22 protein-coding genes are annotated in these 22,934 nt (G+C 46.9%); 6 read left to right on the top strand and 16 right to left on the bottom strand.

Features of this window, described 5'->3' with window-relative positions:
• Positions 1-22: 22 nt before the first annotated feature.
• The 7 genes from hscB to trmJ form a co-directional block, all read right to left on the bottom strand.
• Entirely contained in the window at positions 23-547 is a 525-nt protein-coding gene (gene hscB, locus L976_RS08450; protein WP_047536004.1) for a co-chaperone HscB, read from the bottom strand.
• 15 nt (positions 548-562) lie between these two features.
• On the bottom strand, positions 563-886 hold the full coding sequence (iscA, locus tag L976_RS08445; RefSeq protein WP_011072278.1) for an iron-sulfur cluster assembly protein IscA: 324 nt from the start codon (positions 884-886) through the stop codon (positions 563-565).
• A 14-nt stretch (positions 887-900) separates the two neighbouring features.
• Entirely contained in the window at positions 901-1,284 is a 384-nt protein-coding gene (gene iscU, locus L976_RS08440) for a Fe-S cluster assembly scaffold IscU (protein WP_011072277.1), read from the bottom strand.
• 37 nt (positions 1,285-1,321) lie between these two features.
• A complete protein-coding gene (locus L976_RS08435; protein WP_037418361.1) occupies positions 1,322-2,536 on the bottom strand; it encodes an IscS subfamily cysteine desulfurase in 1,215 nt (404 codons plus the stop codon).
• Between the two features lie 78 nt (positions 2,537-2,614).
• Positions 2,615-3,076 carry a Fe-S cluster assembly transcriptional regulator IscR gene (iscR, locus tag L976_RS08430; RefSeq protein ID WP_006081858.1) on the bottom strand — a complete coding sequence of 154 codons (462 nt, stop codon included), beginning with the start codon at positions 3,074-3,076 and terminating at the stop codon, positions 2,615-2,617.
• Positions 3,077-3,428: 352 nt separating this feature from the next.
• Complete coding sequence (gene cysE / locus L976_RS08425; protein ID WP_037418369.1) at positions 3,429-4,250, bottom strand: serine O-acetyltransferase; 822 nt, start codon at positions 4,248-4,250, stop codon at positions 3,429-3,431.
• Positions 4,251-4,295: 45 nt separating this feature from the next.
• Positions 4,296-5,021, bottom strand: coding sequence for a tRNA (cytosine(32)/uridine(32)-2'-O)-methyltransferase TrmJ (gene trmJ, locus L976_RS08420; RefSeq protein ID WP_047535981.1), 726 nt, complete (start codon positions 5,019-5,021; stop codon positions 4,296-4,298).
• 154 nt (positions 5,022-5,175) lie between these two features.
• Here trmJ and suhB point away from each other — a divergent pair, with 154 nt between their 5' ends.
• Complete coding sequence (gene suhB / locus L976_RS08415) at positions 5,176-5,979, top strand: inositol-1-monophosphatase (RefSeq protein ID WP_011072272.1); 804 nt, start codon at positions 5,176-5,178, stop codon at positions 5,977-5,979.
• Positions 5,980-6,071: 92 nt separating this feature from the next.
• Here the strand turns inward: suhB and lolE are convergent, their stop codons facing one another.
• From lolE to L976_RS08400, 3 genes are all read right to left on the bottom strand, one after another.
• Positions 6,072-7,322, bottom strand: coding sequence for a lipoprotein-releasing ABC transporter permease subunit LolE (gene lolE, locus L976_RS08410; protein WP_047535977.1), 1,251 nt, complete (start codon positions 7,320-7,322; stop codon positions 6,072-6,074).
• The gene (lolD, locus tag L976_RS08405; protein WP_047535973.1) at positions 7,319-8,011 is read right to left on the bottom strand and encodes a lipoprotein-releasing ABC transporter ATP-binding protein LolD; all 693 of its coding nucleotides are present in this window, start codon (positions 8,009-8,011) and stop codon (positions 7,319-7,321) included. The genes lolE and lolD overlap by 4 nt, the downstream gene beginning before the upstream one ends.
• A gap of 97 nt (positions 8,012-8,108) precedes the next feature.
• Complete coding sequence (locus L976_RS08400) at positions 8,109-9,341, bottom strand: lipoprotein-releasing ABC transporter permease subunit (protein WP_047535971.1); 1,233 nt, start codon at positions 9,339-9,341, stop codon at positions 8,109-8,111.
• Positions 9,342-9,435: 94 nt separating this feature from the next.
• Here L976_RS08400 and L976_RS08395 point away from each other — a divergent pair, with 94 nt between their 5' ends.
• The 3 genes from L976_RS08395 (at position 9,436) to L976_RS08385 (ending at position 14,635) form a co-directional block, all read left to right on the top strand.
• On the top strand, positions 9,436-10,056 hold the full coding sequence (locus L976_RS08395; protein ID WP_037429792.1) for a hypothetical protein: 621 nt from the start codon (positions 9,436-9,438) through the stop codon (positions 10,054-10,056).
• A gap of 86 nt (positions 10,057-10,142) precedes the next feature.
• Positions 10,143-13,637 (top strand): transcription-repair coupling factor, encoded by a 3,495-nt coding sequence (gene mfd, locus L976_RS08390; protein ID WP_047535968.1) that lies wholly within the window; start codon positions 10,143-10,145, stop codon positions 13,635-13,637.
• Complete coding sequence (locus L976_RS08385) at positions 13,637-14,635, top strand: peptidoglycan binding protein CsiV (RefSeq protein ID WP_047535965.1); 999 nt, start codon at positions 13,637-13,639, stop codon at positions 14,633-14,635. The genes mfd and L976_RS08385 overlap by 1 nt, the downstream gene beginning before the upstream one ends.
• Positions 14,636-14,752: 117 nt before the next feature.
• Here L976_RS08385 and L976_RS08380 read toward each other — a convergent pair whose 3' ends face one another.
• From L976_RS08380 to nagZ, 3 genes are all read right to left on the bottom strand, one after another.
• Entirely contained in the window at positions 14,753-15,025 is a 273-nt protein-coding gene (locus tag L976_RS08380; protein WP_047535962.1) for an acylphosphatase, read from the bottom strand.
• 566 nt (positions 15,026-15,591) lie between these two features.
• Positions 15,592-16,131 carry an alpha/beta hydrolase YcfP gene (gene ycfP / locus L976_RS08375; protein ID WP_047540304.1) on the bottom strand — a complete coding sequence of 180 codons (540 nt, stop codon included), beginning with the start codon at positions 16,129-16,131 and terminating at the stop codon, positions 15,592-15,594.
• Positions 16,132-16,212: 81 nt separating this feature from the next.
• Positions 16,213-17,241, bottom strand: a complete 1,029-nt coding sequence (gene nagZ / locus L976_RS08370) for a beta-N-acetylhexosaminidase (protein ID WP_047535960.1) — start codon at positions 17,239-17,241, stop codon at positions 16,213-16,215.
• 383 nt (positions 17,242-17,624) lie between these two features.
• Between nagZ and L976_RS08365 the strand changes: the two genes are divergently transcribed.
• Positions 17,625-19,001, top strand: a complete 1,377-nt coding sequence (locus L976_RS08365; RefSeq protein ID WP_037418317.1) for an L-serine ammonia-lyase — start codon at positions 17,625-17,627, stop codon at positions 18,999-19,001.
• A gap of 111 nt (positions 19,002-19,112) precedes the next feature.
• Here the strand turns inward: L976_RS08365 and L976_RS08360 are convergent, their stop codons facing one another.
• The 3 genes from L976_RS08360 to L976_RS08350 all read right to left on the bottom strand — a co-directional run bounded on the left by L976_RS08360 (position 19,113) and on the right by L976_RS08350 (position 22,292).
• Positions 19,113-19,898, bottom strand: a complete 786-nt coding sequence (locus tag L976_RS08360) for a S1 family peptidase (RefSeq protein ID WP_047535958.1) — start codon at positions 19,896-19,898, stop codon at positions 19,113-19,115.
• A 287-nt stretch (positions 19,899-20,185) separates the two neighbouring features.
• On the bottom strand, positions 20,186-21,025 hold the full coding sequence (fghA, locus tag L976_RS08355) for an S-formylglutathione hydrolase (protein WP_047535956.1): 840 nt from the start codon (positions 21,023-21,025) through the stop codon (positions 20,186-20,188).
• A gap of 127 nt (positions 21,026-21,152) precedes the next feature.
• Positions 21,153-22,292 (bottom strand): S-(hydroxymethyl)glutathione dehydrogenase/class III alcohol dehydrogenase, encoded by a 1,140-nt coding sequence (locus L976_RS08350; protein ID WP_047535953.1) that lies wholly within the window; start codon positions 22,290-22,292, stop codon positions 21,153-21,155.
• Between the two features lie 195 nt (positions 22,293-22,487).
• On the opposite strand from L976_RS08350, the gene L976_RS08345 reads away from it, so the two are divergent.
• Positions 22,488-22,934: LysR family transcriptional regulator (locus tag L976_RS08345; protein WP_156143245.1), on the top strand; the 447-nt coding region annotated here is incomplete at its 3' end.

The following is a 22,934-nucleotide window of genomic DNA, read 5'->3' as shown; positions in this document are numbered from 1 at the left end:
AAAATAACTGCAATAAGGAAAATTAATCGAGCAACGCGTCTTCGATACGCGTCAGTTCATCGTGTAATTTTGCCATAAATTTAAGTTTGCGAACTTGATCTGCCGCTAACAAGGCGTCTTCGTCACTGCCACTGCTCAGCTGTGAAGCCAATACTTTATTCAACTGAGCGCGGTAAGTCGCAAAAGAATCGTACAGTTCATCAATGCTGGCTTGGGGATTGGCGCTATCACGAATATCTTCAAGTGCTTCACGCCATTCCATCTGCTGCATTAAAAATGCAGTATCTTTCACTGTCGTGGTCTCATGACTTAAATCAATACCACGCAGGGAGAGCATATGCTCAGCACGGCGGATGGGGTCTTTTAGGGTTTGATAACCGTCGTTGACTTGTGCGGTGCGTTGCACCGACAACAACCGTTGTTGCTCGGTATCATTGGCAAACTTATCGGGATGAACCGCACGTTGCAGGTCGCGGTAGCGTTCTGCAAGCAATGCGGTGTCAATATCGAAGGTAGGAGAAAACTTAAACAGCTCGAAATAATTCATGCGTCAATTCGGCAATTAAACAGTGAAACTCTCACCGCAACCGCACTCACCTTTTGCGTTCGGGTTGTTAAATTGGAAACCTTCGTTCAGTCCTTCTTTAACAAAATCCAATTCAATGCCCTGAAGATAGATAAAGCTTTTCGCATCAATAATGATTTTTACACCATCAATATCATATACTTCATCGTCATCGTTCAGTGCATCAACAAACTCAAGCACATAAGCCATACCTGAACAGCCTGACGTCTTTAAGCCGAGGCGCAGACCAATGCCCTTGCCTCGATTTGCTAAGAAAGACCTGACGCGTTCAGTTGCCGCTGGGGTCATTGTAATTGCCATCTTAACTCCAGATGTTACTTAGCTTGTTTAGATTTGTACTCGTCAATCGCCGCTTTAATGGCGTCTTCAGCCAAAATAGAACAGTGGATTTTTACGGGTGGCAGAGCTAACTCTTCAGCTATATCAGTGTTTTTGATCGCCGCAGCTTGCTCAATTGTCTTGCCTTTAACCCACTCAGTGACCAGTGAGCTTGATGCAATCGCACTACCACAACCATAGGTTTTGAACTTAGCATCTTCGATAATGCCGTCAGCACCGATTTTCAGTTGTAACTTCATCACGTCACCGCAAGCTGGTGCACCCACCATACCGGTTACGACTGAAGGATCGTTTTTATCGAAAGAACCAACGTTACGTGGGTTCTCGTAATGATCTATCACTTTTTCACTGTAAGCCATGATACTGCTCCAAAATTATCTATTGTCATTAGTCGAATTAATGATGGGCCCACTGCACCTGATTCAGGTCGATGCCATCTTTAAACATTTCCCACAATGGAGACATTTCTCTTAATTTATCAATAGATTGAGTAATAACTTCAATAGCGTGGTCGATTTCTTCTTCGGTGGTAAAACGGCCGATAGAGAAACGAATCGAGCTATGCGCCATTTCATCATTTAAGCCCAGTGCACGTAACACGTAGCTCGGTTCTAAACTGGCTGAGGTACAAGCCGAACCCGATGAAACCGCTAAATCTTTTAAGGCCATCATCAGTGACTCACCTTCAACATAGTTGAAACTAACGTTGAGACTGCCACTCACACGCTGAGTCATATCACCGTTGATATAGGTTTCTTCAATGTGTTTAATACCATTCCATAATTTGTCACGCAGCTTAGCAATACGCGCGTCATCTGTTGCCATTTCAGCTTTTGCAATCGCCGCAGCTTCACCTAAACCGACGATTTGGTGAGTTGGCAGAGTACCACTACGCATACCCCGCTCATGACCACCACCGTGCATTTGCGCTTCTAAGCGGATACGGGGTTTACGACGAACATACAAGGCACCAATCCCTTTAGGACCATACATTTTGTGGCCAGAAATGGAGATCAGATCTACTTTAGTGCGTTGCACATCAATCGGTACTTTACCAGCACTTTGCGCCGCATCCATATGGAAAATAATGCCTTTTGAACGGCATAACTCACCGATTGCATCGATATCGTGGATCACACCGATTTCGTTGTTGACGTGCATAATGCTGACGAGAATAGTGTCGTCACGCATTGCCGCTTCTAAGCGCGCCATCGGAATAATGCCGTTAGATTCTGGTTCTAAATAGGTGACTTCAAAACCTTCACGTTCAAGTTGACGGCAAGTATCTAACACAGCTTTGTGTTCAGTCTTACTGGTGATAATGTGCTTGCCTTTCTTATTGTAGAAATGCGCAACGCCTTTAATGGCGAGGTTATTCGACTCAGTTGCACCAGAGGTAAACACGATTTCACGGTGATCTGCATTGATAAGATCAGCCACTTGGTTGCGAGCGACATCTACCGCTTCTTCAGCTTGCCAACCATAACGGTGAGAACGTGATGCTGGGTTACCGAAAATGCCATCCATCGTCATGTATTGGAACATTTTTTCCGCAACTCGCGGATCAACAGGCGTGGTGGCGGCATAATCTAAATAGATAGGAAGCTTCATAACACACTCCGTACTTAGCAGTCTCTGCCGAGGCTACATACAACGTACAAAAATAATTTTTATCGTATAACAAAAAGCCTATAAGCTGACTCTTTGCTCCTTTTGCATAGTGTCTTGCTTAAGCGAAATAAATTGCACATCTCGTTTCTGCATTAAGCCCGCAAGACTGATACCATCTAAAAAATCTGAAATTTGTTTGCTTAAATCACCCCAAAGCGAGTGCGTTAAGCAGCGAGTTCCACTCTGGCAATTGCCTAATCCTTGACAACGAGTCGCATCGACAGACTCGTCAACGGCATGAACCACCATGCCAACAGAAATATCATTTGCCTCTAGGCCCAAACGGTAACCACCACCGGGACCTCGGACACTTGCCACTAGGCCATGTTTGCGTAACTTTGCGAAGAGTTGTTCCAGATAGGAAAGCGAAATCCCTTGTCTTTCAGAGATATCCGCCAAGGGAACTGGTCCTGAAGCTGAGTGGATAGCCACATCAAGCATTGCGGTTACTGCATAACGACCTTTAGATGTAAGTTTCATAACTACCATAGCTCCCGAACAGGTATGGAGCTATTTCAACATACCCGAGTAAATCAGTCAAGTATAAAACCGAGTAAAACACTCAAGTATTTAAGCGTGCCGTTAACCAATACCCTTTCATCTTGGTGGGGTATTTAACCTTTTTCTGCCCTAAGATTCAATGCCAAAGGGGCAATTAATCACCCAAATTGGCCTGATATCGGGATCTAACGCACTATCTTGAAATGAAAGCAGAGCACACATGCCCAAAGTGTTCAAAAGCTATACAATGGGATTTGCACTATCGAAATAAAAGCGTTAGCAGAGTGGTGACACTCTAAAAGAAATTGCATCTACTCTGCTATTTTCAGGACTATATACTTGGATCAAACTCATCAAGCGCACTTTGGCGCTTATCAGCAGCCGCCTTTTCGACATCGTTAAAATCGCCAACATTCAGCTCTGGCAATCTTTCGGTGCATACATCGCCACCTAAACGCTGGATAGCTTGACACAATTCCTGCACCTTTGAGTCCATTAAATGCATATGGTCCAGCATTTGACCAATCGCGTTAGCAACGGGATCGGGATTATCAGGTGAGACCGCGTAAGCATCGAAACCATACTTCTTAGCCATAGCACTACGGCGTTCGGATTTTTCTTTTGATTGTGGTGAGGGTGTTGCTACCACACGCCCAGGAATACCAACCACTGTCGTATCCTTAGGCACATCTTTTACTACAACAGAATTTGAGCCGACACGCGCCCCATCATGCATAGTGATAGGACCTAAGATTTTGGCGCCAGCACCAACAACGACGTTATTACCCAGTGTTGGGTGACGCTTACCTGCTTGCCAAGTGGTGCCGCCCAATGTCACGCCGTGATACAAGGTGCAATCATCGCCAATTTCAGCGGTTTCACCGATCACCACGCCCATACCATGGTCGATAAAGAAACGATCGCCAATAGTAGCACCAGGATGGATCTCCACTCCCGTCAACCAGCGCGAAAAAGTCGATAAACAACGAGCCATTAAGCGCCAATCACGCTTCCATAACTTATGGCTTATCCGGTGCAGCCAAATGGCGTGCATGCCAGGATAATTAACCAAGATCTCAAAGGCGCTACGCGCCGCGGGATCACGGTGATATATAGATTCAATGTCTTCTTTTAGCCTAGCTATCACACCCATTACTCAATCCTTCGCGATTACCGTTATGTACCAAATTTGCTTTGGCTATTTTTGTTTATTACCCACCACTTTATCAATCGAAGTCAAAATTCCCCGAAGAATATTCATTTCTTGACTTTCGATACGTGCACGGCTGAATAGACGGCGTAACTTTGTCATCACTTGGCCGGGATGGTTTTTAATAATAAAGCCTGTCGATGATAAGGTACTTTCAAGATGTACAAAGAAACGCTCAAGATCGGCAGAGAGTGGATATTCTTCAACCTCTTGTGACACCTCCGTTTGGGCTAAATGTGCCACACGCGTCTCATAACAAATGAGCTGCACAGCCTGCGCGAGGTTCAATGAGCTGTATTCAGGGTTAGCAGGAATCGCCACATGGTAAGTACATTGCTGTAATTCTTCATTAGTTAACCCATGATTTTCACGACCAAAGACGATGGCGACAGGCCCTGCTAAACCTTCTGTCACCAGCTTTTGTCCTGCTTCTCGCGGATCGAGCATAGGCCAATCTAAGGTACGGCTACGGGCACTGGTGGCAATCACCAAACTGCAATCGGCGATGGCTTCTTCTAAGGAATCCACTTTAACCAGATGTTTTAAAATGTCCGAAGCGCCTGCGGCCAAGGCAATGGATTGACCGTCCACTTCACATCTTGGTTCAGCAAGATACAGGGTCGATAACCCCATCGTCTTCATCGCTCTGGCGGTTGAGCCAATATTGCCGGGGTGCGATGTCCCCACTAAAATCACCCGAATATTACTTAGCATGAAACGACTTAATTTAATTCACAAAACACAGGGAGCGAATACTATCACAGGCGTGCGCGAATGCTTATATGAAAATCGGTATTTGATATAACAATCAAATCGAGTATAATGCCGCCCGCTATTTTTAACGTTCTTTAACATCCAGGGGATTGCAATGCATCCGATGCTGACGATTGCTGTTCGCGCTGCTCGCGCGGCCGGCCAAACTATTATGCGTGCCTACACTGAACTTGACCGAGTTGAAGTCAGTGCTAAAGGTATCAACGATTTTGTTACCAGTGTAGACAAGGAAGCAGAAGCCGCTATTACCTATCAAATTCGTAAATCTTACCCAGATCACACTATCGTGGGTGAAGAAAAAGGCGAAAACCGCGGTGAAAACAAAGACTATATTTGGATAGTCGATCCTCTGGATGGCACTAACAACTTCGTTAGAGGCATTCCCCATTTTGCGGTTTCTATCGCACTCCAATACAAAGGCAAAACTGAAGTTGCCGTTGTATATGATCCAGTTCGTGAAGAATTATTTACCGCTATCCGTGGTAAAGGCGCCAAATTAAACGATTTCCGTATTCGCGTGACCAATGTTAACGAACTAGCACCAACCATTATCGGTACAGGTTTTCCATTTAAAGCCCGTCAACATACCGAAACCTATATGGCCATTTTCGGCGAAGTGTTCGGTCATTGTTCAGACTTACGTCGCACAGGTTCTGCAGCATTAGATTTAGCCTATGTGGCCGCAGGCCGTTTAGACGGTTTCTTTGAAATTGGCTTAAAGCCATGGGATATCGCTGCTGGCGATCTGTTATGTCGTGAAGCAGGTGGCACAGTCACTGACTTTACTGGCGGTCATAACTATCTGATCTCTGGCAATATCGTTGCGGGTTCTCCGAAAGTGACGACCGAATTAGTAAAAACCATGCGTCCTTTACTAAACGAAGGCTTAAAGCGTTAATCACGTTTAGCGCAAAACAAGACCAAAAAGGCCAGTGATATTATCACTGGCCTTTTGTTTTTGAGCTTTTAAGTGCAGAACGGTAGCGCCAGTTATCTGCCCGCCAATGCCTGTGCAGGACCAATTTGACTTGCTTTCCATGCAGGATACAGGGTTGCAATCAGGCTCATTATAAACGCGGTGGCAATCACTAAACCGGCATCCGCCATATGCAGTTCGGAGGGAAGAAAATCCACAAAATACACATCCGCAGATAACAATTGGATCCCAAGTAATTGCTCAATGCCACGAGCAATAGCACTGAGATTAATGGCTGTCGCAATACCAATCACCCCACCGAGCGCACACCCCACTAAACCGTTTAATGCCCCCTGCACCATAAAAATGCCCATTACCGATAAACGGCTCAGTCCCATGGTCATCAGGATCGCAATTTCACTGGCCTTATCGCGCACCGCCATCACCAAGGTCGAGACAATATTGAAACAGGCCACACCAATCACCAGTACTAATACGAGGTACATTATGGTGCGAACCAATTGAATATCTTGATATAAATGACCTTGTGTTCGAGTCCAATCACTAATATACACTGACTGATTCAACGCATAACCTAACTCGCGAATTTTCGCTGGCGCATCGAATACCTGTGCCACACTAATGCGAACCCCCGTCACGCCTTGATGTAAATTCAGGATATTTGCCGCATAACGCATGGGAATATACGCGGTGGTTAATTCAAGCTCTCCACCTAAGCGATACACACCTGACACCACAAAGCGATGGCTTTTTGCCGCCCGTAAACTTCCCGCATGTTCAGGGTCAAGATCTTGTACATACAGCGCCAGCGTATCGCCGACTTCGAGGCCTAATTTTTTCAGCAAACTTTCACCAAGGACGATGTGATTATCATCTTCACTCAAGCTCTGCCAAGTCTCGGGAGTCATAAATTGCGACAATGTAGAGACTTTTGCCTCTTGTTCAGGATCAATACCGACAACAGCAAGCCCCTGAAAACCACCGGGCTTTTGCACTAAACCCTGCATACGAATAAAAGGTGCCGCCGCCGTAACGCCTTCAATCTGCAACGCGGTTTGCTCAACAGCGCGCCAGTCAGCAATCGGCTCATTCACGCCTACCACATCGGCTTGGGAGATCACCCCGAGTAAACGTTGCTCCAGCTCGCGCTCAAATCCATTCATCGCCGAGAGCACGATAATCAATACGGCGACGCCTAAGGCGATACCCGCTGTCGATGCAAAGGAAATAAAGCTAATAAAACTATTGGATTGGCGCGCACGGTAAAAGCGCCAACCAATCGAGAGGGCTAATGGTCCTTTCATTGGGCGCTTTCCGGTACTTGCAGATAACCATTTTTCATGGTGAGTTGTCTGTCCATCCGCGCCGCCAATTTAGGATCGTGGGTGACCACCACAAACGCGGTACCGAGTTGATTGGCCAATTCGCGAATAAGTTCATACACGGCCTCGCCGCTCTTCGCATCGAGATTTCCCGTAGGTTCATCGGCCAGTACGAGTTTGGGTTTGTTGATAAGCGCCCGGGCGATTGCCACCCGTTGCCGTTCACCGCCCGAAAGCTCAGCAGGAATATGGCTCATTCTGTGCCCAAGACCCACTCTCTCGAGCAAAACCTTGGCATCGGCTTGCGCTTGGCTGCGATCACGACCTTGGATAAATGCCGGCATTGCCACATTTTCAAGGGCGGTAAATTCAGGCAACAAATGATGAAATTGATAAATAAAGCCTAAATCCTGATTACGGATCTGCGCCTGACGCGCACTGCTCACTTGATATAAATCCTCACCTGCCAACAATACTTTTCCCGATGACGGTTTATCAAGCGTCCCCATAATATGCAGTAACGTACTCTTGCCCGAGCCTGAAGTGCCCACAATCGCCAGCTGTTCACCCTTAAATACCTGTAAATCCACATCAGACAACACCTGCGTGGTTACATCGCCGTCGTGATAACTCTTACTCACCGCCTGCACTTGCAGTAACACATCTTGCATTGAGATTCTCGCTATTGATTCTATATGACATGGCAAAGTGCCACGTCTACACTCCACTTTTACGATGGAGCAATTATTTTAGTCGTTGAAAACACCGTTATTCATAACGCAGCGCTGTCGCTGGCTGCACCCTTGCAGCCCGTAGCGCAGGGTAAAGAGTTGCCACTAGGGTCACCACTAAGGTACCGACAATAATCAGCGACAATTGCCCAAGCGCCAGTTTTACCGGCAACATTTGTCCAGTCCCTAAAATCGAAATACCCAGGGTTGCCATAATGCCATTCAAGTTAAGGGTAATTAGAATACCCACCACTAAGCCCAGTGCTAAACCTAACACCGCATTCAATAAACCTTGCACCACAAAAATGCCCATCACAGCAGAGGTTCTTAAACCTTGGGTTTTAAGCACTGCGACATCGGTGGTTTTATCGACAACCATCATTACCAGCGCCGATACAATATTGAATGCCGCCACCGCCACAATCAGGCTGAGCATCAGCGACATCATGTTTTTTTCCATCTTCACTGCGCTAAATAGATGTCCATAGGTGTCACGCCAATCGCTCGTTGTCGCCTCGATGCCCTGCTCTGTTAAGATTTGCTGCACATCCTTGGCAAGCGCAGGCGCGTTAAAAGGATCGTTTAAATACAGCCTTAGCTGGTTGATTTCATCACTGGGCTGACGCATTAACCGCTTTGCATCTTGATAATGAACGTAAGCCACGCCCGCATCCACTTGTGAGCCCATCTCAAACACCGCTGACACTAAAAACTTACGTTGGCTGGGCACAGGGCCAAGCGGCGAGTACACTACGCCATCGCCACTTAATAAGCGTACCGTATCCCCAGGGCTGACTTTTAATTGACGGGCAAGCTCGCTGCCCAATATGACCTTATACTGGCCACTGGTTAACTCGTTAAACGCGCCTGAATAGGTATGTTGCGCCACCGCGGAGAGTTTTTCGGCAAGCTCAGGAAACACCCCAAACACTTGCACGGCGCGGATATTCGCCGCCGACTGCACCATGGCTTGCGTCGACACACTAGGTGTCACCCCTTGCACGCCGGGCAGCATGGTTAGCTTTTCTGCCGCACTTGTCCAATCGCTTAAGGGAGCTTTCGTGTAAACCGTCAATTGCGGCACAGCGCCTAGAATGCGCTGCTTTAATTGACCTTCAAGGCCATTCATCACCGAACTGACCACGATCAAGGCAGCAACCCCTAAAAAAATGCCCGAAACGGCAAATAAGGTAATAAAAGAAGCAAATGCGTTTGCTTTTCTGGCCCGCCAATAACGGTAACCAACGTAGAGAGGGAATCGAAGATCCATTGAAAGAGGGCTGCGTCCTGTGTGCTGAACTTGCTAAATCATAAAGATGGGCACGATAATAGGGGTTTAGGTTCTATAAATAAAGAGGCAAGCCTTGTTCACTGACACCAATCCGTATTTTAGTGTGCCTCATCCCTTTACCGCTTACTTAAGCCTCTGGGACGAAAATCGACCTCTACCCAATGAAATGGCTTTAAGATCAATGCAATCCTTAGGGATCCAGCTATTGAGTGAAGTAAAAGCCCTCGAAGCGAGCTGTTTGTTACAATTGCGGCATTTAGATAATGAAGCCAAGGTGGTGGTGGATTTTCTCAAGCTACAATCGCGCAAGGTGGATTTAGTCCTGCAACACGTGCTCGAAAAAGAAGTCCAAGAGGGTGATAAATATGATGGTTGTCAGTTTGGTGGCAGTGGTATTCGCATAATCAGCACGACCGAATTACCTCTAGGGCGCCATTTTAAAGTGACCTTATTTATCCATGACGAACTGGTCGCTATTTTATGTTTTGCCAAGGTCACCGCTTGTATGCTCTCACAGGAAGCCCAATCAACTGCGCAGCAAGCACAACAGCACAACGCATCGTCGCCCTATCTAATCGACCTCGAATTTAGCCAAATACTGGATTCGGATGTGGAGCAACTGGTCAAAGCGAGTCTCAATGTTCAACAAAAACAACTTAAACTGCGTAAACAAGCTAGGGACGAACGCCAATAAAGACGAGAGTTTTCACTAGCACCCTCGCGCCCAAGTCACTACAATAAATGCAACTTTTTGTGAATGAATCCGTTTATCCCACGCCAATGACACATATTTCAGCCCTAACACCGCCCGTTGTAAAAAATGGCACTCAAATGCAAACTCTGTCGTGTATCGCCGGAGTGGGTCAAGCGGTCACCCTCGCCAGCTTGATACGCCAACACCCAGGCACCACGCTCATTGTCACCAGTGACACACCAACGGCATTGAGTCTCGAGTTAGAGCTTAATTATTTATTAGCGAACACCACCATTAAGGTGCGGCTGTTTCCTGACCGTGAAACCCTGCCCTACGACAGTTTTTCACCCCATCAGGATTTGATCTCCCAGCGTTTAGAAACCCTGTCACAAATCAGCCATGCCGAGCACAGCGTGGTTATTGTGCCGGTGACAACACTGATGATGCGCTTGCCGCCGAAATCCTATTTAAGCTCCAATGTATTTGTGCTTAAAAAGGACGATAAATATCAGCTCCATGATGTGCGCCAGCAATTAACCGATACGGGCTATCATTTAGTTGAGCAAGTTTACGAACATGGCGAGTTTGCCATTCGGGGCTCAATTCTCGATATCTTCCCTACCGGCGTAAATATGCCGCTGCGTATCGAGCTTTTCGATGATGAAGTTGAAACCATTCGCCATTTCGACCCAGAGACCCAGCGATCCTCTACACCCGTCGATGCGGTGCGGTTATTACCGGCGAAAGAATTTCCAACCGATAGCAGCGCCATCGAAGGCTTTAGACAGCGCTATCGCCGTCGTTTTGAGGTGATCGTTAAAGAACCAGAATCGGTTTATCAGTTGGTAAGCCGCAATCTGATGCCCGCTGGGATTGAAAACTATCTGCCACTGTTTTTTGATGAGGTTGCGACTCTGTTCGATTACCTGCCAAAAGACACTCAGTTAGTCACCTTGGGCGATATCGAAAAATCCGCTCGCGCCCATTTGCATGAAGTGGAAACACGATATGAAGACCGACGGGTCGATCCGCTACGGCCATTGCTTGCCCCTAAAGAACTGTATTTACTGATAGAAGAATTATTTGCCGCCTTTAAGCCGCTACCTCGCTATCAATTTGTGGCCCCAAATCCTGACACCAATGGTGCTGCGGCGCAAATTGATGCAAGAGCCTTGCCTGAGGTAAGCGCCAATCACAAATTAAAGCAGCCGTTAATCGCACTGCAGGATTATGCTGAGCAGGCGCCGAGGATGCTGTTTAGCGCAGAATCTGAAGGCCGCCGTGAAGCGCTGCTCGAACTCTTGGGTAAAATCCAGTTAAAGCCTACGGTATTTAGTCATTTTGATGAGTTTATTAAAACTGATACCAAACTTGGCTTGATCGTTTCGCCCTTATCCCGTGGTTGTGTACTGGGACTCGGCGCACAAACTGCCGTCAGCATCATCTGTGAAACTGAGCTCTTCGGCCAGCGGATTTCACAGCAGCGTCGCCGCGAAAAACAGCGTCAGATCAGTAACGATACCCTAATCAAAAACTTAGCCGAGCTGAAAGTTGGCCAGCCGATCGTACACTTAGAGCACGGTGTTGCCCTTTACCAAGGTTTAGTCACCCTCGATACTGGCGGCATTGTTGCTGAATATTTGCAACTTGAGTACTCAGGCGGCGATAAGCTCTATGTCCCCGTTTCCAATTTACATTTAATTAGCCGTTATAGTGTTGGCGCCGATGGGGAAACGCATCTTAATAAACTCGGTAACGACACTTGGGCTAAGGCAAAAAATAAAGCCATTGAAAAAATCCGCGATGTGGCCGCAGAACTTCTCGATGTCTATGCACGTCGCCAAGCTCGTCCGGGTGAGAGCTGCGAAATCAATGACGAAGAATACGCCCAATTCGCTCAAGGTTTCCCCTTTGAAGAAACCGTCGATCAAGAAAGTGCAATACATGCCGTGCTCGCCGATATGCAATCGCCAACCGCAATGGACAGATTAGTTTGTGGTGATGTGGGCTTTGGGAAAACCGAAGTCGCGATGCGCGCCGCCTTTGTGGCGGTGAATGCGGGTAAACAAGTGGTTGTGCTGGTACCCACCACGTTACTCGCCCAGCAGCACTACGAAAACTTTAAGGACAGATTTGCCGACTGGCCGGTGGTGATTGAAGTGATGTCACGCTTTAGAACCGCCAAAGAGCAGACCCAAGTGCTAAAACAGCTCGAAGAAGGCAAGGTCGATATCGTGATTGGCACCCATAAATTGCTGCAATCCGAGGCTAAATTTGAGAATTTAGGCCTACTTATCATCGACGAAGAACACCGATTCGGTGTCAGACAAAAAGAGAAAATCAAAGCACTGCGGGCCAATGTGGATATTTTGACCCTCACAGCTACGCCTATCCCCCGCACCTTAAATATGGCGATGTCGGGAATGCGCGACTTATCGATTATTGCCACACCTCCCGCTAAGCGTTTGGCGGTGAAAACCTTTGTACGCGAATCCGATCCCGCGACGGTGCGCGAGGCTATATTGCGTGAAATCCTCCGTGGTGGCCAAGTCTATTACCTGCACAATAATGTCGAAACCATTGAAAAATGTGCCCAAGACATTAGTACCTTGTTACCCGAAGCGCGGGTGGTGGTCGCCCATGGCCAAATGCGTGAGCGGGATCTTGAGCGGGTGATGTCGGACTTTTATCACCAAAGATTCAACGTGTTAGTCTGTACCACTATTATCGAAACCGGTATCGACGTCCCTAGTGCAAACACCATTATTATCGAACGCGCCGACACCTTTGGTTTAGCCCAGTTGCATCAGCTACGTGGCCGTGTGGGTCGCTCTCACCATCAAGCCTATGCGTATTTGATGACGCCACATCCTAAACGTATGACTAGCGATGCTCGCAAACGTCTCGAAGCCATCGATGCCCTTGAGGATTTAGGTGCCGGTTTTATGCTCGCCACCCAAGATTTAGAGATCCGCGGCGCAGGCGAACTCTTAGGTGATGAGCAAAGCGGCCATATCTCAAAAATTGGCTTTAGCCTCTATATGGAAATGCTTGAATCGGCGGTCAAGGCGCTCAAACAGGGTAAAGAGCCATCGCTGGCGCAAATGCTCACTCAGCAATGTGAAATGGAGCTCAGAATTCCGGCCCTATTACCTGAAGACTATGTCGGTGATGTGAATATTCGTCTGTCGCTCTACAAGCGTATCGCCAGTTGTGACAGCGAAGAAGCCTTAGACGAACTTAAAGTTGAGCTTATCGACCGCTTTGGTTTGCTGCCCGAGGCCACTAAAAACTTGATGGAAATGACTCTGTATAAACATCAGGCAACTCGGCTAGGGGCGACTAAAATTGAGGTACACGCCAAGGGTGGCAGTATCGAATTTAGCCAAGATCATAATATCGACCCAGGCTTTATCATTGGATTACTGCAAAGTCAGCCACAAATCTATCGAATGGACGGGCCGAATAAGTTAAAGTTCATGCTCAGCGCCGAAACGGCAAAAGAGAGGCTCGCGTTAGTCAAGCTCTTGCTCGAACAACTATCTCAACATCAATCGCAACATCGTCTTGGAGATAAATAGTGTTACGTCAACTCGCGGTCTCTATCGCTACACTTATTGCACTTTCACACAGTTCACTTGCCCGTGCTGAGGCGTGGTTCGAGGTTGAAGTCTATATTTTCGAACGCCAAAGCCAGTCAACTGAACAATGGCCTATGGCCCCAATTGAGACGAAAACCAATAGTGCAATCGACCTGATCTCACCGGTTGTAGGTCAGGCTGTGGTATCCATGAGTAATGAGTCTGCGCCTTGCACACTTGTTTATGATGCCGATGCCAATAGCCATTGCGCAGAAAACACAAATACGAATGCCACTAGTAACACCGATAATAGCACTACAAGCGGCTTAAGGATCACAGGCCCAAGCACAACGACCACCCAGTACCGTTACCCAAGCATGATCCCATCGGAAATCGGCAGTAGCAGCCAAACCTACGCCAAACTTGGCAGTGGCCCGGTATTACTCGCAAGCAACCAAGGTCAGTTTTCAAGTATCGTTAATAGCTTATCCAGAGAACGTGGTAATCGCAGTCTACTGCATATGACATGGCAGCAACCTATGACGGGTAAAAGCGGCTCAGTGCCTGTTCGCCTATTTGCTGGTAAGGATTTCTCCGCCAACTACCACTTCGATGGCCGCCAAATTGTGCAACAAGCGTTAAACAGTTCGATGCAAAATACTCAAAGCTCCCAAGGAATGGCTTTAGAAAGTTCGGCACCATTGCTGCCCTCTCCTGTTTGGCAACTTGATGGCACGTTAAATATTTATCTCAGCCACTACCTCTATATCGAAACGGCCTTAAATCTTCGCAAAGAAGGACGTAAGTTAATGCCTGTGCCGACCGATGAAACCAGCACAAATACTAATGCGACGCCTGTTAAAGTGATGACGCCTTACCTGATGTCTATTCCGCTGGAACAGAATCGCCGAGTGAAAAGTGATGAGATTCATTATCTCGATCATCCCGAAATGGGCATGGTGATCCAGATCCGTAAAATGGCGCAACCTAGCGCATAAAACGCCAGCCGATCAATGCTAAATAAAAAGCGGTAATACGAGTGTAATTACCGCTTTTTTTATCACCAATAGCTCCATGACCATTCAAGACTCATCGAGACTGAATTTAGCAGCAAATCAGCGCACTATTGAAAAATCCAGATAAATATCATCGCCTTGGTCTTCTTCCACCCGCACCATTAATCCATCGGTGCAAGGCACGCCTAACTCACACCAGGCAATAAGATTATCTACAGCAGGATTACTGCCCTGTGCGAGCACTTCGACACTTCCATCGACGCAATTAGTCACATAACCTGTCACGCCCAAGGCTCGAGCCTTTGTCAGTGTCGCATGCCGACAGCCCACACCCTGTACGGTTCCCGTTAATTTGATTAGCACCCGTTTCATTTAAGACTCCTGAACAAGGTTAGCTTGTTATTCTCATGCGAGTTTAAGCATAGCCGAGATTTGAGCTTAGTTACGTTATAAATGTGTTAAGTGATGGATTTACTGAGTGAAACAAATGAAATGAAACGCATAAAAAAACAGCTAACAAGACCGCTGTTAGCTGTGTCGGGCGACATACGCAAAAGGTTGTCCATAAATGGACTAATGGCATAAAAGTTTGTAGCATTTTGTAACAAACTATTAAGACGCGCTACTTTACACAATTAATTACAAATTTCAACAAAATGATAGATAAATCCACTCTTACAGTACTTATTTAATGCTTTTTACTGAAATAGCCAACCAAACCAATAATATATACCGTCAACCATTCCAAATATGAAATATATCGATATACCAATACATGACGCTCGGTAGCATAAGCAGCAACCCCGTACATATAACGAACTGAAATATGGAAATGAGCGAAGGCTAAGGCTGGCAATCACACGAAAACCAAACCTATTCCCCTACAAATGAGTCGCGATGCGCGGTCTAATGATGAGCCTGCAAACGAGTATTAACCGTTAACTTAGCTTAAAAGCTTTGATTTTAGGCAAATGGGCCGCTAATTGGGGGAATTTATGGGGTTGAGTTTCATCCCATTCGATAGGGTAAAAACAACTGAGTTCACTGGACGTTGCTTGACTGTCGAGCACTTCATCAAAACGAGACAGAATGCACATCGCTTTGTGGGTATTCTTCAACCTAAACTCTGAAACACACTTATTGGCGATGTCGGCATACTCTTCCGGGCGATCAATTTTCCCTTGCATTGTCTCTTCTGGATGAAGATTGGGATTGATCAACACCGACTTTAACCCATTTAAAAAGCCAATTCGCTCAGCCCAATACGCCCCCAAACCGACGCCCACCATTAACGGCGTGGGATCGTCGCTATACTGCATTTGCTGGGCGACCTCTTTCAATAAATGCTGCATATCATGCTTGGGGTGCAAAGTGCTATAGCTGATAAGCCTTACATCTGGGTCAATAAACTGCAACTGACGCATTTTTTCGTGATTACCAGGGCTAGTCGCATCGAATCCATGAAGATAAAAAATCATATTGAGACCTTTTAACAATCTGCCAAACACGGCGTATGCCACTAACCCTAGCAAATATTCATTGCAGAACCTTGCGCTACATCAAACTTTTGCCTGTTGTGCGAGTTGGATTTGCTCGGCCAGCTGCTTGGCATTTTCCCAACGAGCACTATTTTCTAATGCGATAGCAGTCTGCGCCGCATTAGGTTTAAGTAAACTCGCCGGATGTTTTGGTGCAGCAGAAGGCCATACAAAACCGTTTAAGAGTGACATAACACCTGGATTATCATTACAAACCAAAATCATATCGCAACCCGCATCCAACGCAGCTTGGGCGCGGCCTAAATAATCTCCCGCAAAAGATGCGCCCTTCATCCCCAGATCGTCGGAGAAAATCACTCCATTAAAACCCAGATCTTTGCGAAGGATCTGCTTTAACCAATAGGTTGAAAAGCCCGCAGGATTGGGGTCAACTTTAGGGTAGATCACATGGGCAGGCATAATGCCTGATAATTTACCTTGAGCGATCAACTCCTTAAACGGCAGAATATCTTGATTAAAAATCGCCTCAGCCTCACGTTCATCGATAGGTTGCGCAATATGGGAATCTGCCGCCACACTGCCATGACCAGGGAAATGCTTACCCACAGCCCCCATGCCCGCCTCGGCCATACCCTCAATAAAACTCTGCGCTAACGCAATCACTTCATCGGGCTTTGCACTAAAACTACGTTTGCCAATGACTTGGCTGATGCCGTTAAGATCGAGCACAGGCGCAAAGCTTAAGTCGATGTCACAGGCGAGTAACTCGATGGCCATTAAAAAACCCAGCTCACAGGCCCAACGTTTCGCCAATGCCATCTCGCCCTTAGCCGCTGGCAAAATATCCCCCATGGCCGGAATAAGCGTAAAACCTTCGCGAAAACGTTGTACTCGTCCGCCCTCATGGTCGACGGCAATCAAAATCTCGGGACGAATTTGGCGAATCTGCTGCACCAAGGCAATTAATTGCCCACGGCTAGTAAAGTTGCGGGAAAACAGGATCAAACCGCCCACTTGCGGATGGCGCAGCATCTCAGCTTCAGCCTCACTGACCTCTAAAGACAGCAGATCCAGCATTAGATAACTCATAATTCTCCCTAAAATTTCTTATTCATACTCAAAAAATAACCATAGCGATACTGGCTACGGGGTTCACAAAAATCCCCAAAAAGCGAGCCATTTACCGTCAAATTTTACCCAAAACCGATAATGTAGGCCATTAAATCGACATTAATGATCCGCTAATTAAGCTCAGCTTATCCGAAGACTTTCTAATAAAAAAAACTAATGTGAATCTTGATACTGATTTATGGGATACTGAACATAAGCGTATCACACAAGCCTATTTTTACGTGGATAGTGCCTGCAGTTTGCCAGAGTTGATGCCCTAAAAACCAGCGTATTAACACCATAACTGCAAAGTTCATCCGCACACACTAAAATAAAAATCGAGACACAACAGGACTTCAATCATGATTAGCGTATTCGATATGTTCAAGATCGGCATTGGCCCTTCGAGTTCACACACTGTTGGCCCCATGAAAGCGGGCAAAATTTTTATGCAGCACCTTGCTGATTCGGGCCAGATTGCCCAAGTGGATGAATTAAGAGCCGAACTCTTTGGTTCCCTCGGCCAAACAGGCAAGGGCCACGGCACAGGTAAGGCGGTCATTTTAGGCTTGATGGGTGAAGATCCTGAAACCGTCGATACCGACAGCATCGATGGCATTCTTGAGCAAGTGTCTAAAAATGAAACCCTCAGCCTCAGCTGCGGCAAAGTAGTCAAGTTTACCCGTGAAGACGGCATTACCTACCACAGACGTAAAACCCTTCCCGCCCATGCGAACGCCATGACACTTTATGCCTACAGCAAAGGCGAATGTATTTTTGAGCGCACTTACTACTCTGTCGGTGGCGGATTTATCTTAGATGAAGATGAAATCAACCAACGTAATGCCTCACCAGCATCGCAAATTGAATCAGCACCTTATGATTTTAACAGCAGCGCCCAATTACTCGAACTTTGTACTGAACATGGCTTAAGCATTTCATCCTTAATGATGGCCAACGAACTTAGCCTTGCCAGTGAAGAAGAGGTCAAAGCCAAGCTGTGGAATATCTGGCAAACCATGAAAACCTGTATCGAAAGAGGTTATCAGAAGGAAGGTATTCTGCCTGGCGGCTTAAAGCTGCGTCGCCGCGCGCCAGCACTCTATCGTCGCCTCAAAGCCGAAGGCCGTAACAACGTCGATCCATTAACCGCAATGGATTGGGTCGATTTATTCGCCCTCTCGGTAAACGAGCAAAACGCAGCAGGCGATCGCGTTGTGACTGCACCAACAAACGGTGCCGCAGGTATTATTCCTGCCGTGCTTTGTTACTACGATACCTTCGTGCAAGAAGTCGATATCGACGTTTGCGCCCGTTACCTGTTAACCGCCGCTGCAATTGGTATCTTGTATAAGAAAAATGCCTCGATCTCAGGCGCTGAAGTTGGCTGTCAAGGTGAAGTCGGCGTAGCCTGCTCAATGGCGGCAGGCGCCTTAACCGAGATTATGGGCGGCACAGTCGAACATGTTGAGAACGCAGCTGAAATTGGTATGGAACATAACCTAGGCCTAACCTGCGACCCCGTAGGTGGCCTAGTACAAGTGCCTTGTATTGAACGTAATGCAATGGGCGCAATCAAGGCCATTAACGCCTCACGTATGGCGCTGCGCGGCGACGGTAACCACAAGGTATCACTGGATAAAGTGATTAAAACCATGATGGATACAGGTAAAGATATGCGCAGCAAATACAAAGAAACCGCCAAAGGCGGCCTTGCGGTGAACATTGTCGAATGTTAATCCACTCAAGCTGTTAATTAACTTAAGTTTTTAGCACTGTAATGCCGCGCTTAACCGTTCAAACCTAAACGATTAAGCGCGGCATTTGTTTATCTTGTACAATCTAATGCCTTAACTAGCAGGACAGGTTTCTGGCGATATCCCAGATATCTGCCAAAGCGTTTTCTCGATCCAATCCCTGAAATAGGCAATACGTGAGTAATGTTCAATCACACCATACTTGCCTTCTTCCCAATTGGTTGACTCAGCATTTTGCCATGAGCTGACACCGATAAGGCAGACTGAATTGATCGAGACGAGATACGCGGGGCCGCCCGAATCTCCTGGGCCACTAATCCCCTCCAATGGTAAGGCATTCGCGTCGCGGTCAAAGATAAATTTCAGCCATTGCTCCTGCACCCCAACTACGGCATTGTGTGCCGCGCGCAATTGTTTGTCGGCCGCCACAACGCCCACTAGCCCATTACCAAAATCGCCACGTCCGACGAAGGTAGCGATTTTACCCGTTTCGGTTGAGGCAGGATTCAATTTAGCGAGTGTGGCGTCTTCAATTGAAGACGCCAATTGAACCAATGCAATATCATAGGGAAAGTGTCGTTCTTTCCAAAGTGGATGTTTTATCACGTTTTTAATCGAGTAAAAATCCTTTTTAAATTGCACTTTATTGCCAGTCGTTAGCTCATTAGCCACATGCGCCGCAGTCACAATCCATTGCTTATCAATAAGGCTGCCAGTGCCAAGCACAATGTCTTCACCTTTATAGCGCCCTAAAAAGGTGACCGTCGAATTATCGCTTTGAGCCGCTACTTGATATTTCGCGTCATCCACATCATGCCTGATAATCATGGCATTGGCGGTACTCGTTATCGCCAGTAACAGCACGAACATCCATTTCATATTGAACTCCTATCCTTATGTATCTTTATTCGTCAATATTGTATTGAAAATATAGAGAATGAATCATCTTTAATTTCGAGAACTTAACAGCTTTTTCTCATTTGAGATATAGCTGCGGTGTTCAAATCATTCAGCCGCGATGGGTCAACAAGACATGCTGAATGACATCGCGATTTATCTATAGAAAATAAAATCGCGATAAACTTAAGTTCACCGCGATTTTTAATATTTAACCCTAGGCATTAACTAAGAAGTTTAATACTGAAAAGGGTTAACAATTGGCAGGGCTATTTAAAATACAAGCTATGGAATTTAAGGTGCTCTTCAATAAAGCTCGCAATAAAATAATAGCTATGATCGTACCCCGCCTGCATACGCAAATCTAAGGGATAACCTTTGACTTTGGCGATATCACTCAATGTTTGTGGCATTAACTGTGTTTCTAAAAAGCTGTCGGCATCGCCTTGGTCGACTAAAATAGGCACTTCGCTGATCGCCAATTTGAGTAACTCACAGGCATCGTATTGGCGCCAGTGCTCGCGATTTTCCCCTAAATACTCGGTAAAAGCTTTAATCCCCCAAGGCGCATTGCTTGGATTACTGATAGGACTAAAAGCCGAGATTGAGCTATATCTGTGGGGATGGGTTAACCCTATCACTAACGCGCCGTGCCCACCCATGGAGTGGCCAGATATGGCACGCTGCCCTGTCACGGGGAAATTCGCTTCAATCAGCGCTGGCAGCTCATGCACGATATAGTCGTACATTTTATAGTGGCGATTCCAAGGTGCTCTGGTCGCATTCACATAAAACCCTGCGCCGAGGCCCAAGTCATAGGCTTTATCCGGTGCATCGGCAACATCATCACCACGAGGACTGGTATCGGGAGCGACGATAGCCATTCCCAACTGCGCCGCAATACGCTGCGCGCCAGCCTTCTGCATAAAGTTTTCGTCGGTACAGGTGAGACCCGATAGCCAATACAACACAGGCACAGGTTTGTTGGCCGCCTCGGGTGGCAGGTAAATCGCAAAGCGCATCTCGCAATTCAGCGCCTGAGATTGATGGCGATACTGTTTGTGCCAACCACCAAAACTCTTGTTACAGCTGATATTTTCTATGGTCATTTCAATCCCTTTCCTGTTCACTTTCAGCGTTTAGCTTGCCGTTCAAGAGCCTATCACAAGCTTAAAACGCATAAGCAGCAGATAAGCCGTTAGCGGTTATCTGCTGCTGTGATGGCAGACCGAGCGTTTATTTATCGTAATGGATCACGCTGCGAATGCTCTTGCCTTCATGCATCAAGTCGAAGGCTTCGTTAACTTGCTCAAGTCCCATAGTGTGGGTGATAAAGTCATCGAGCTTAAACTCACCTGCTAGGTATTGTTCAACGATTTTAGGTAATTGCGAGCGTCCTTTCACGCCACCGAAGGCAGAACCGCGCCATACACGGCCCGTCACCAGTTGGAATGGACGGGTGGAGATCTCCTGCCCTGCGCCTGCAACACCAATGATCACTGATTCGCCCCAGCCCTTGTGACAACACTCGAGCGCGCAGCGCATCACATTGACATTACCGATACATTCGAAGGAGTAATCCACGCCGCCATCGGTCATCTCGACAATCACCTCTTGAATGGGTTTATCGAAATGTTTCGGATTAATACAATCGGTTGCACCTAATTTACGGGCAAGTTCGAATTTAGATTCGTTAATATCGATGGCAATAATCCGGCTGGCTTTAGCCATGGTCGCACCAATAATGGCCGAAAGACCGATACCACCTAGGCCGAAAATCGCTACGGTCGCGCCTTCTTCCACCTTAGCGGTGTTCATTACGGCGCCCATACCTGTCGTCACACCACAGCCGAGCAGACAGATCTCTTCTAATGGCGCAGTTTTATTAACCTTAGCCAATGAAATTTCAGGTAATACCGTATATTCAGAGAAGGTAGAACAGCCCATGTAATGGAAAATTGGCTGGCCATCTTTATAGAATCGCGTGGTGCCATCTGGCATTAAACCTTTGCCTTGGGTCGCGCGGATCTTCTGGCACAGGTTTGTTTTACCCGATAAACAGAATTTACATTCGCCACACTCAGGCGTGTAGAGAGGGATCACATGGTCGCCCACCTGCACGCTGGTCACGCCTTCGCCCACTTGCTCAACAATACCACCGCCCTCATGGCCGAGGATCGCTGGGAACACGCCTTCAGGATCGTCACCACTTAAGGTAAACGCATCGGTATGGCACACCCCAGTCGCCACGATGCGCACTAATACTTCGCCGGCTTTAGGTAACATCACATCGACTTCTTCAATCTTGAGTGGCTGTCCCGGCCCCCAGGCCACGGCGGCCTTTGACTTGATAAACTGTGGTTTTTCGTTCGACATGCTTGTCTTTCCTTCTTTTAATCAATGGGCTTATCAATTTACAGCTTATCCTAGCCCTACTCGCTTGTAAGCATAGATTGAGGCGGACGGATAAGCTTAAAAATAGTGTGCGGTAATGCAGTCATTCGATTGTATTTATTTCCTGAGGATTGATAATCTAGCATTTTGGCAATTCATTTTTACTGAGAAGCAATAATGTACCTTTGGGATGGCATATCAGAATTTGTAGCAGTGGCCGAGGCCGAGAGCTTTACCTTGGCCGCACAGCGCCTCAATGTGTCCACCGCCCACGTGAGTCGGCAAATCGGCGCGCTGGAAAATCGCCTCGGCACTAAGCTGTTTTACCGTACGACGCGCAAGGTATCGCTTACCGAAGAAGGCACGATTTATTATCGCCATTGCCGCCAATTGCAAACAGGCCTCGAGGAGGCCGAGCGAGCAATTACCGATCTTAAAGACTCACCCCAAGGACTAATAAAACTCACCGCGCCCGTAGCCTACGGTGAAAAATTTATCATGCCGTTACTCAATGACTTTATGGTGCAATACCCGAGCGTGGAATGTAATGTTGACTTGACTAACAGAACCTTGGATTTGATTGAGGGCGGTTACGATTTGGCTATTCGCCTTGGCAAACTCGCT

The sequence above is a fragment of the Shewanella sp. ZOR0012 genome, from assembly GCF_000798835.1.
GTDB classification, from domain to species: Bacteria; Pseudomonadota; Gammaproteobacteria; order Enterobacterales; family Shewanellaceae; genus Shewanella; species Shewanella xiamenensis.
The sequence above is the reverse complement of the archived record's forward strand: the minus strand, read 5'-3'. Positions and strand labels throughout refer to the sequence as shown.

Excerpts from the sequence above, each read along its gene's own strand:
- iscA (WP_011072278.1), bottom strand. The coding sequence starts at position 886 with ATGGCAATTACAATGACCCCAGCGGCAACTGAACGCGTCAGGTCTTTC.
- lolE (WP_047535977.1), bottom strand. The coding sequence starts at position 7,322 with ATGAAAGGACCATTAGCCCTCTCGATTGGTTGGCGCTTTTACCGTGCG.
- trmJ (WP_047535981.1), bottom strand. The coding sequence starts at position 5,021 with ATGCTAAGTAATATTCGGGTGATTTTAGTGGGGACATCGCACCCCGGC.
- suhB (WP_011072272.1), top strand. The coding sequence starts at position 5,176 with ATGCATCCGATGCTGACGATTGCTGTTCGCGCTGCTCGCGCGGCCGGC.
- L976_RS08380 (WP_047535962.1), bottom strand. The coding sequence starts at position 15,025 with ATGAAACGGGTGCTAATCAAATTAACGGGAACCGTACAGGGTGTGGGC.
- L976_RS08365 (WP_037418317.1), top strand. The coding sequence starts at position 17,625 with ATGATTAGCGTATTCGATATGTTCAAGATCGGCATTGGCCCTTCGAGT.
- L976_RS08360 (WP_047535958.1), bottom strand. The coding sequence starts at position 19,898 with ATGAAATGGATGTTCGTGCTGTTACTGGCGATAACGAGTACCGCCAAT.
- iscR (WP_006081858.1), bottom strand. The coding sequence starts at position 3,076 with ATGAAACTTACATCTAAAGGTCGTTATGCAGTAACCGCAATGCTTGAT.
- fghA (WP_047535956.1), bottom strand. The coding sequence starts at position 21,025 with ATGACCATAGAAAATATCAGCTGTAACAAGAGTTTTGGTGGTTGGCAC.
- lolD (WP_047535973.1), bottom strand. The coding sequence starts at position 8,011 with ATGCAAGATGTGTTACTGCAAGTGCAGGCGGTGAGTAAGAGTTATCAC.
- cysE (WP_037418369.1), bottom strand. The coding sequence starts at position 4,250 with ATGGGTGTGATAGCTAGGCTAAAAGAAGACATTGAATCTATATATCAC.
- L976_RS08400 (WP_047535971.1), bottom strand. The coding sequence starts at position 9,341 with ATGGATCTTCGATTCCCTCTCTACGTTGGTTACCGTTATTGGCGGGCC.
- hscB (WP_047536004.1), bottom strand. The coding sequence starts at position 547 with ATGAATTATTTCGAGCTGTTTAAGTTTTCTCCTACCTTCGATATTGAC.
- ycfP (WP_047540304.1), bottom strand. The coding sequence starts at position 16,131 with ATGATTTTTTATCTTCATGGATTCGATGCGACTAGCCCTGGTAATCAC.
- L976_RS08435 (WP_037418361.1), bottom strand. The coding sequence starts at position 2,536 with ATGAAGCTTCCTATCTATTTAGATTATGCCGCCACCACGCCTGTTGAT.
- nagZ (WP_047535960.1), bottom strand. The coding sequence starts at position 17,241 with ATGAGTTATCTAATGCTGGATCTGCTGTCTTTAGAGGTCAGTGAGGCT.
- iscU (WP_011072277.1), bottom strand. The coding sequence starts at position 1,284 with ATGGCTTACAGTGAAAAAGTGATAGATCATTACGAGAACCCACGTAAC.
- mfd (WP_047535968.1), top strand. The coding sequence starts at position 10,143 with ATGACACATATTTCAGCCCTAACACCGCCCGTTGTAAAAAATGGCACT.
- L976_RS08350 (WP_047535953.1), bottom strand. The coding sequence starts at position 22,292 with ATGTCGAACGAAAAACCACAGTTTATCAAGTCAAAGGCCGCCGTGGCC.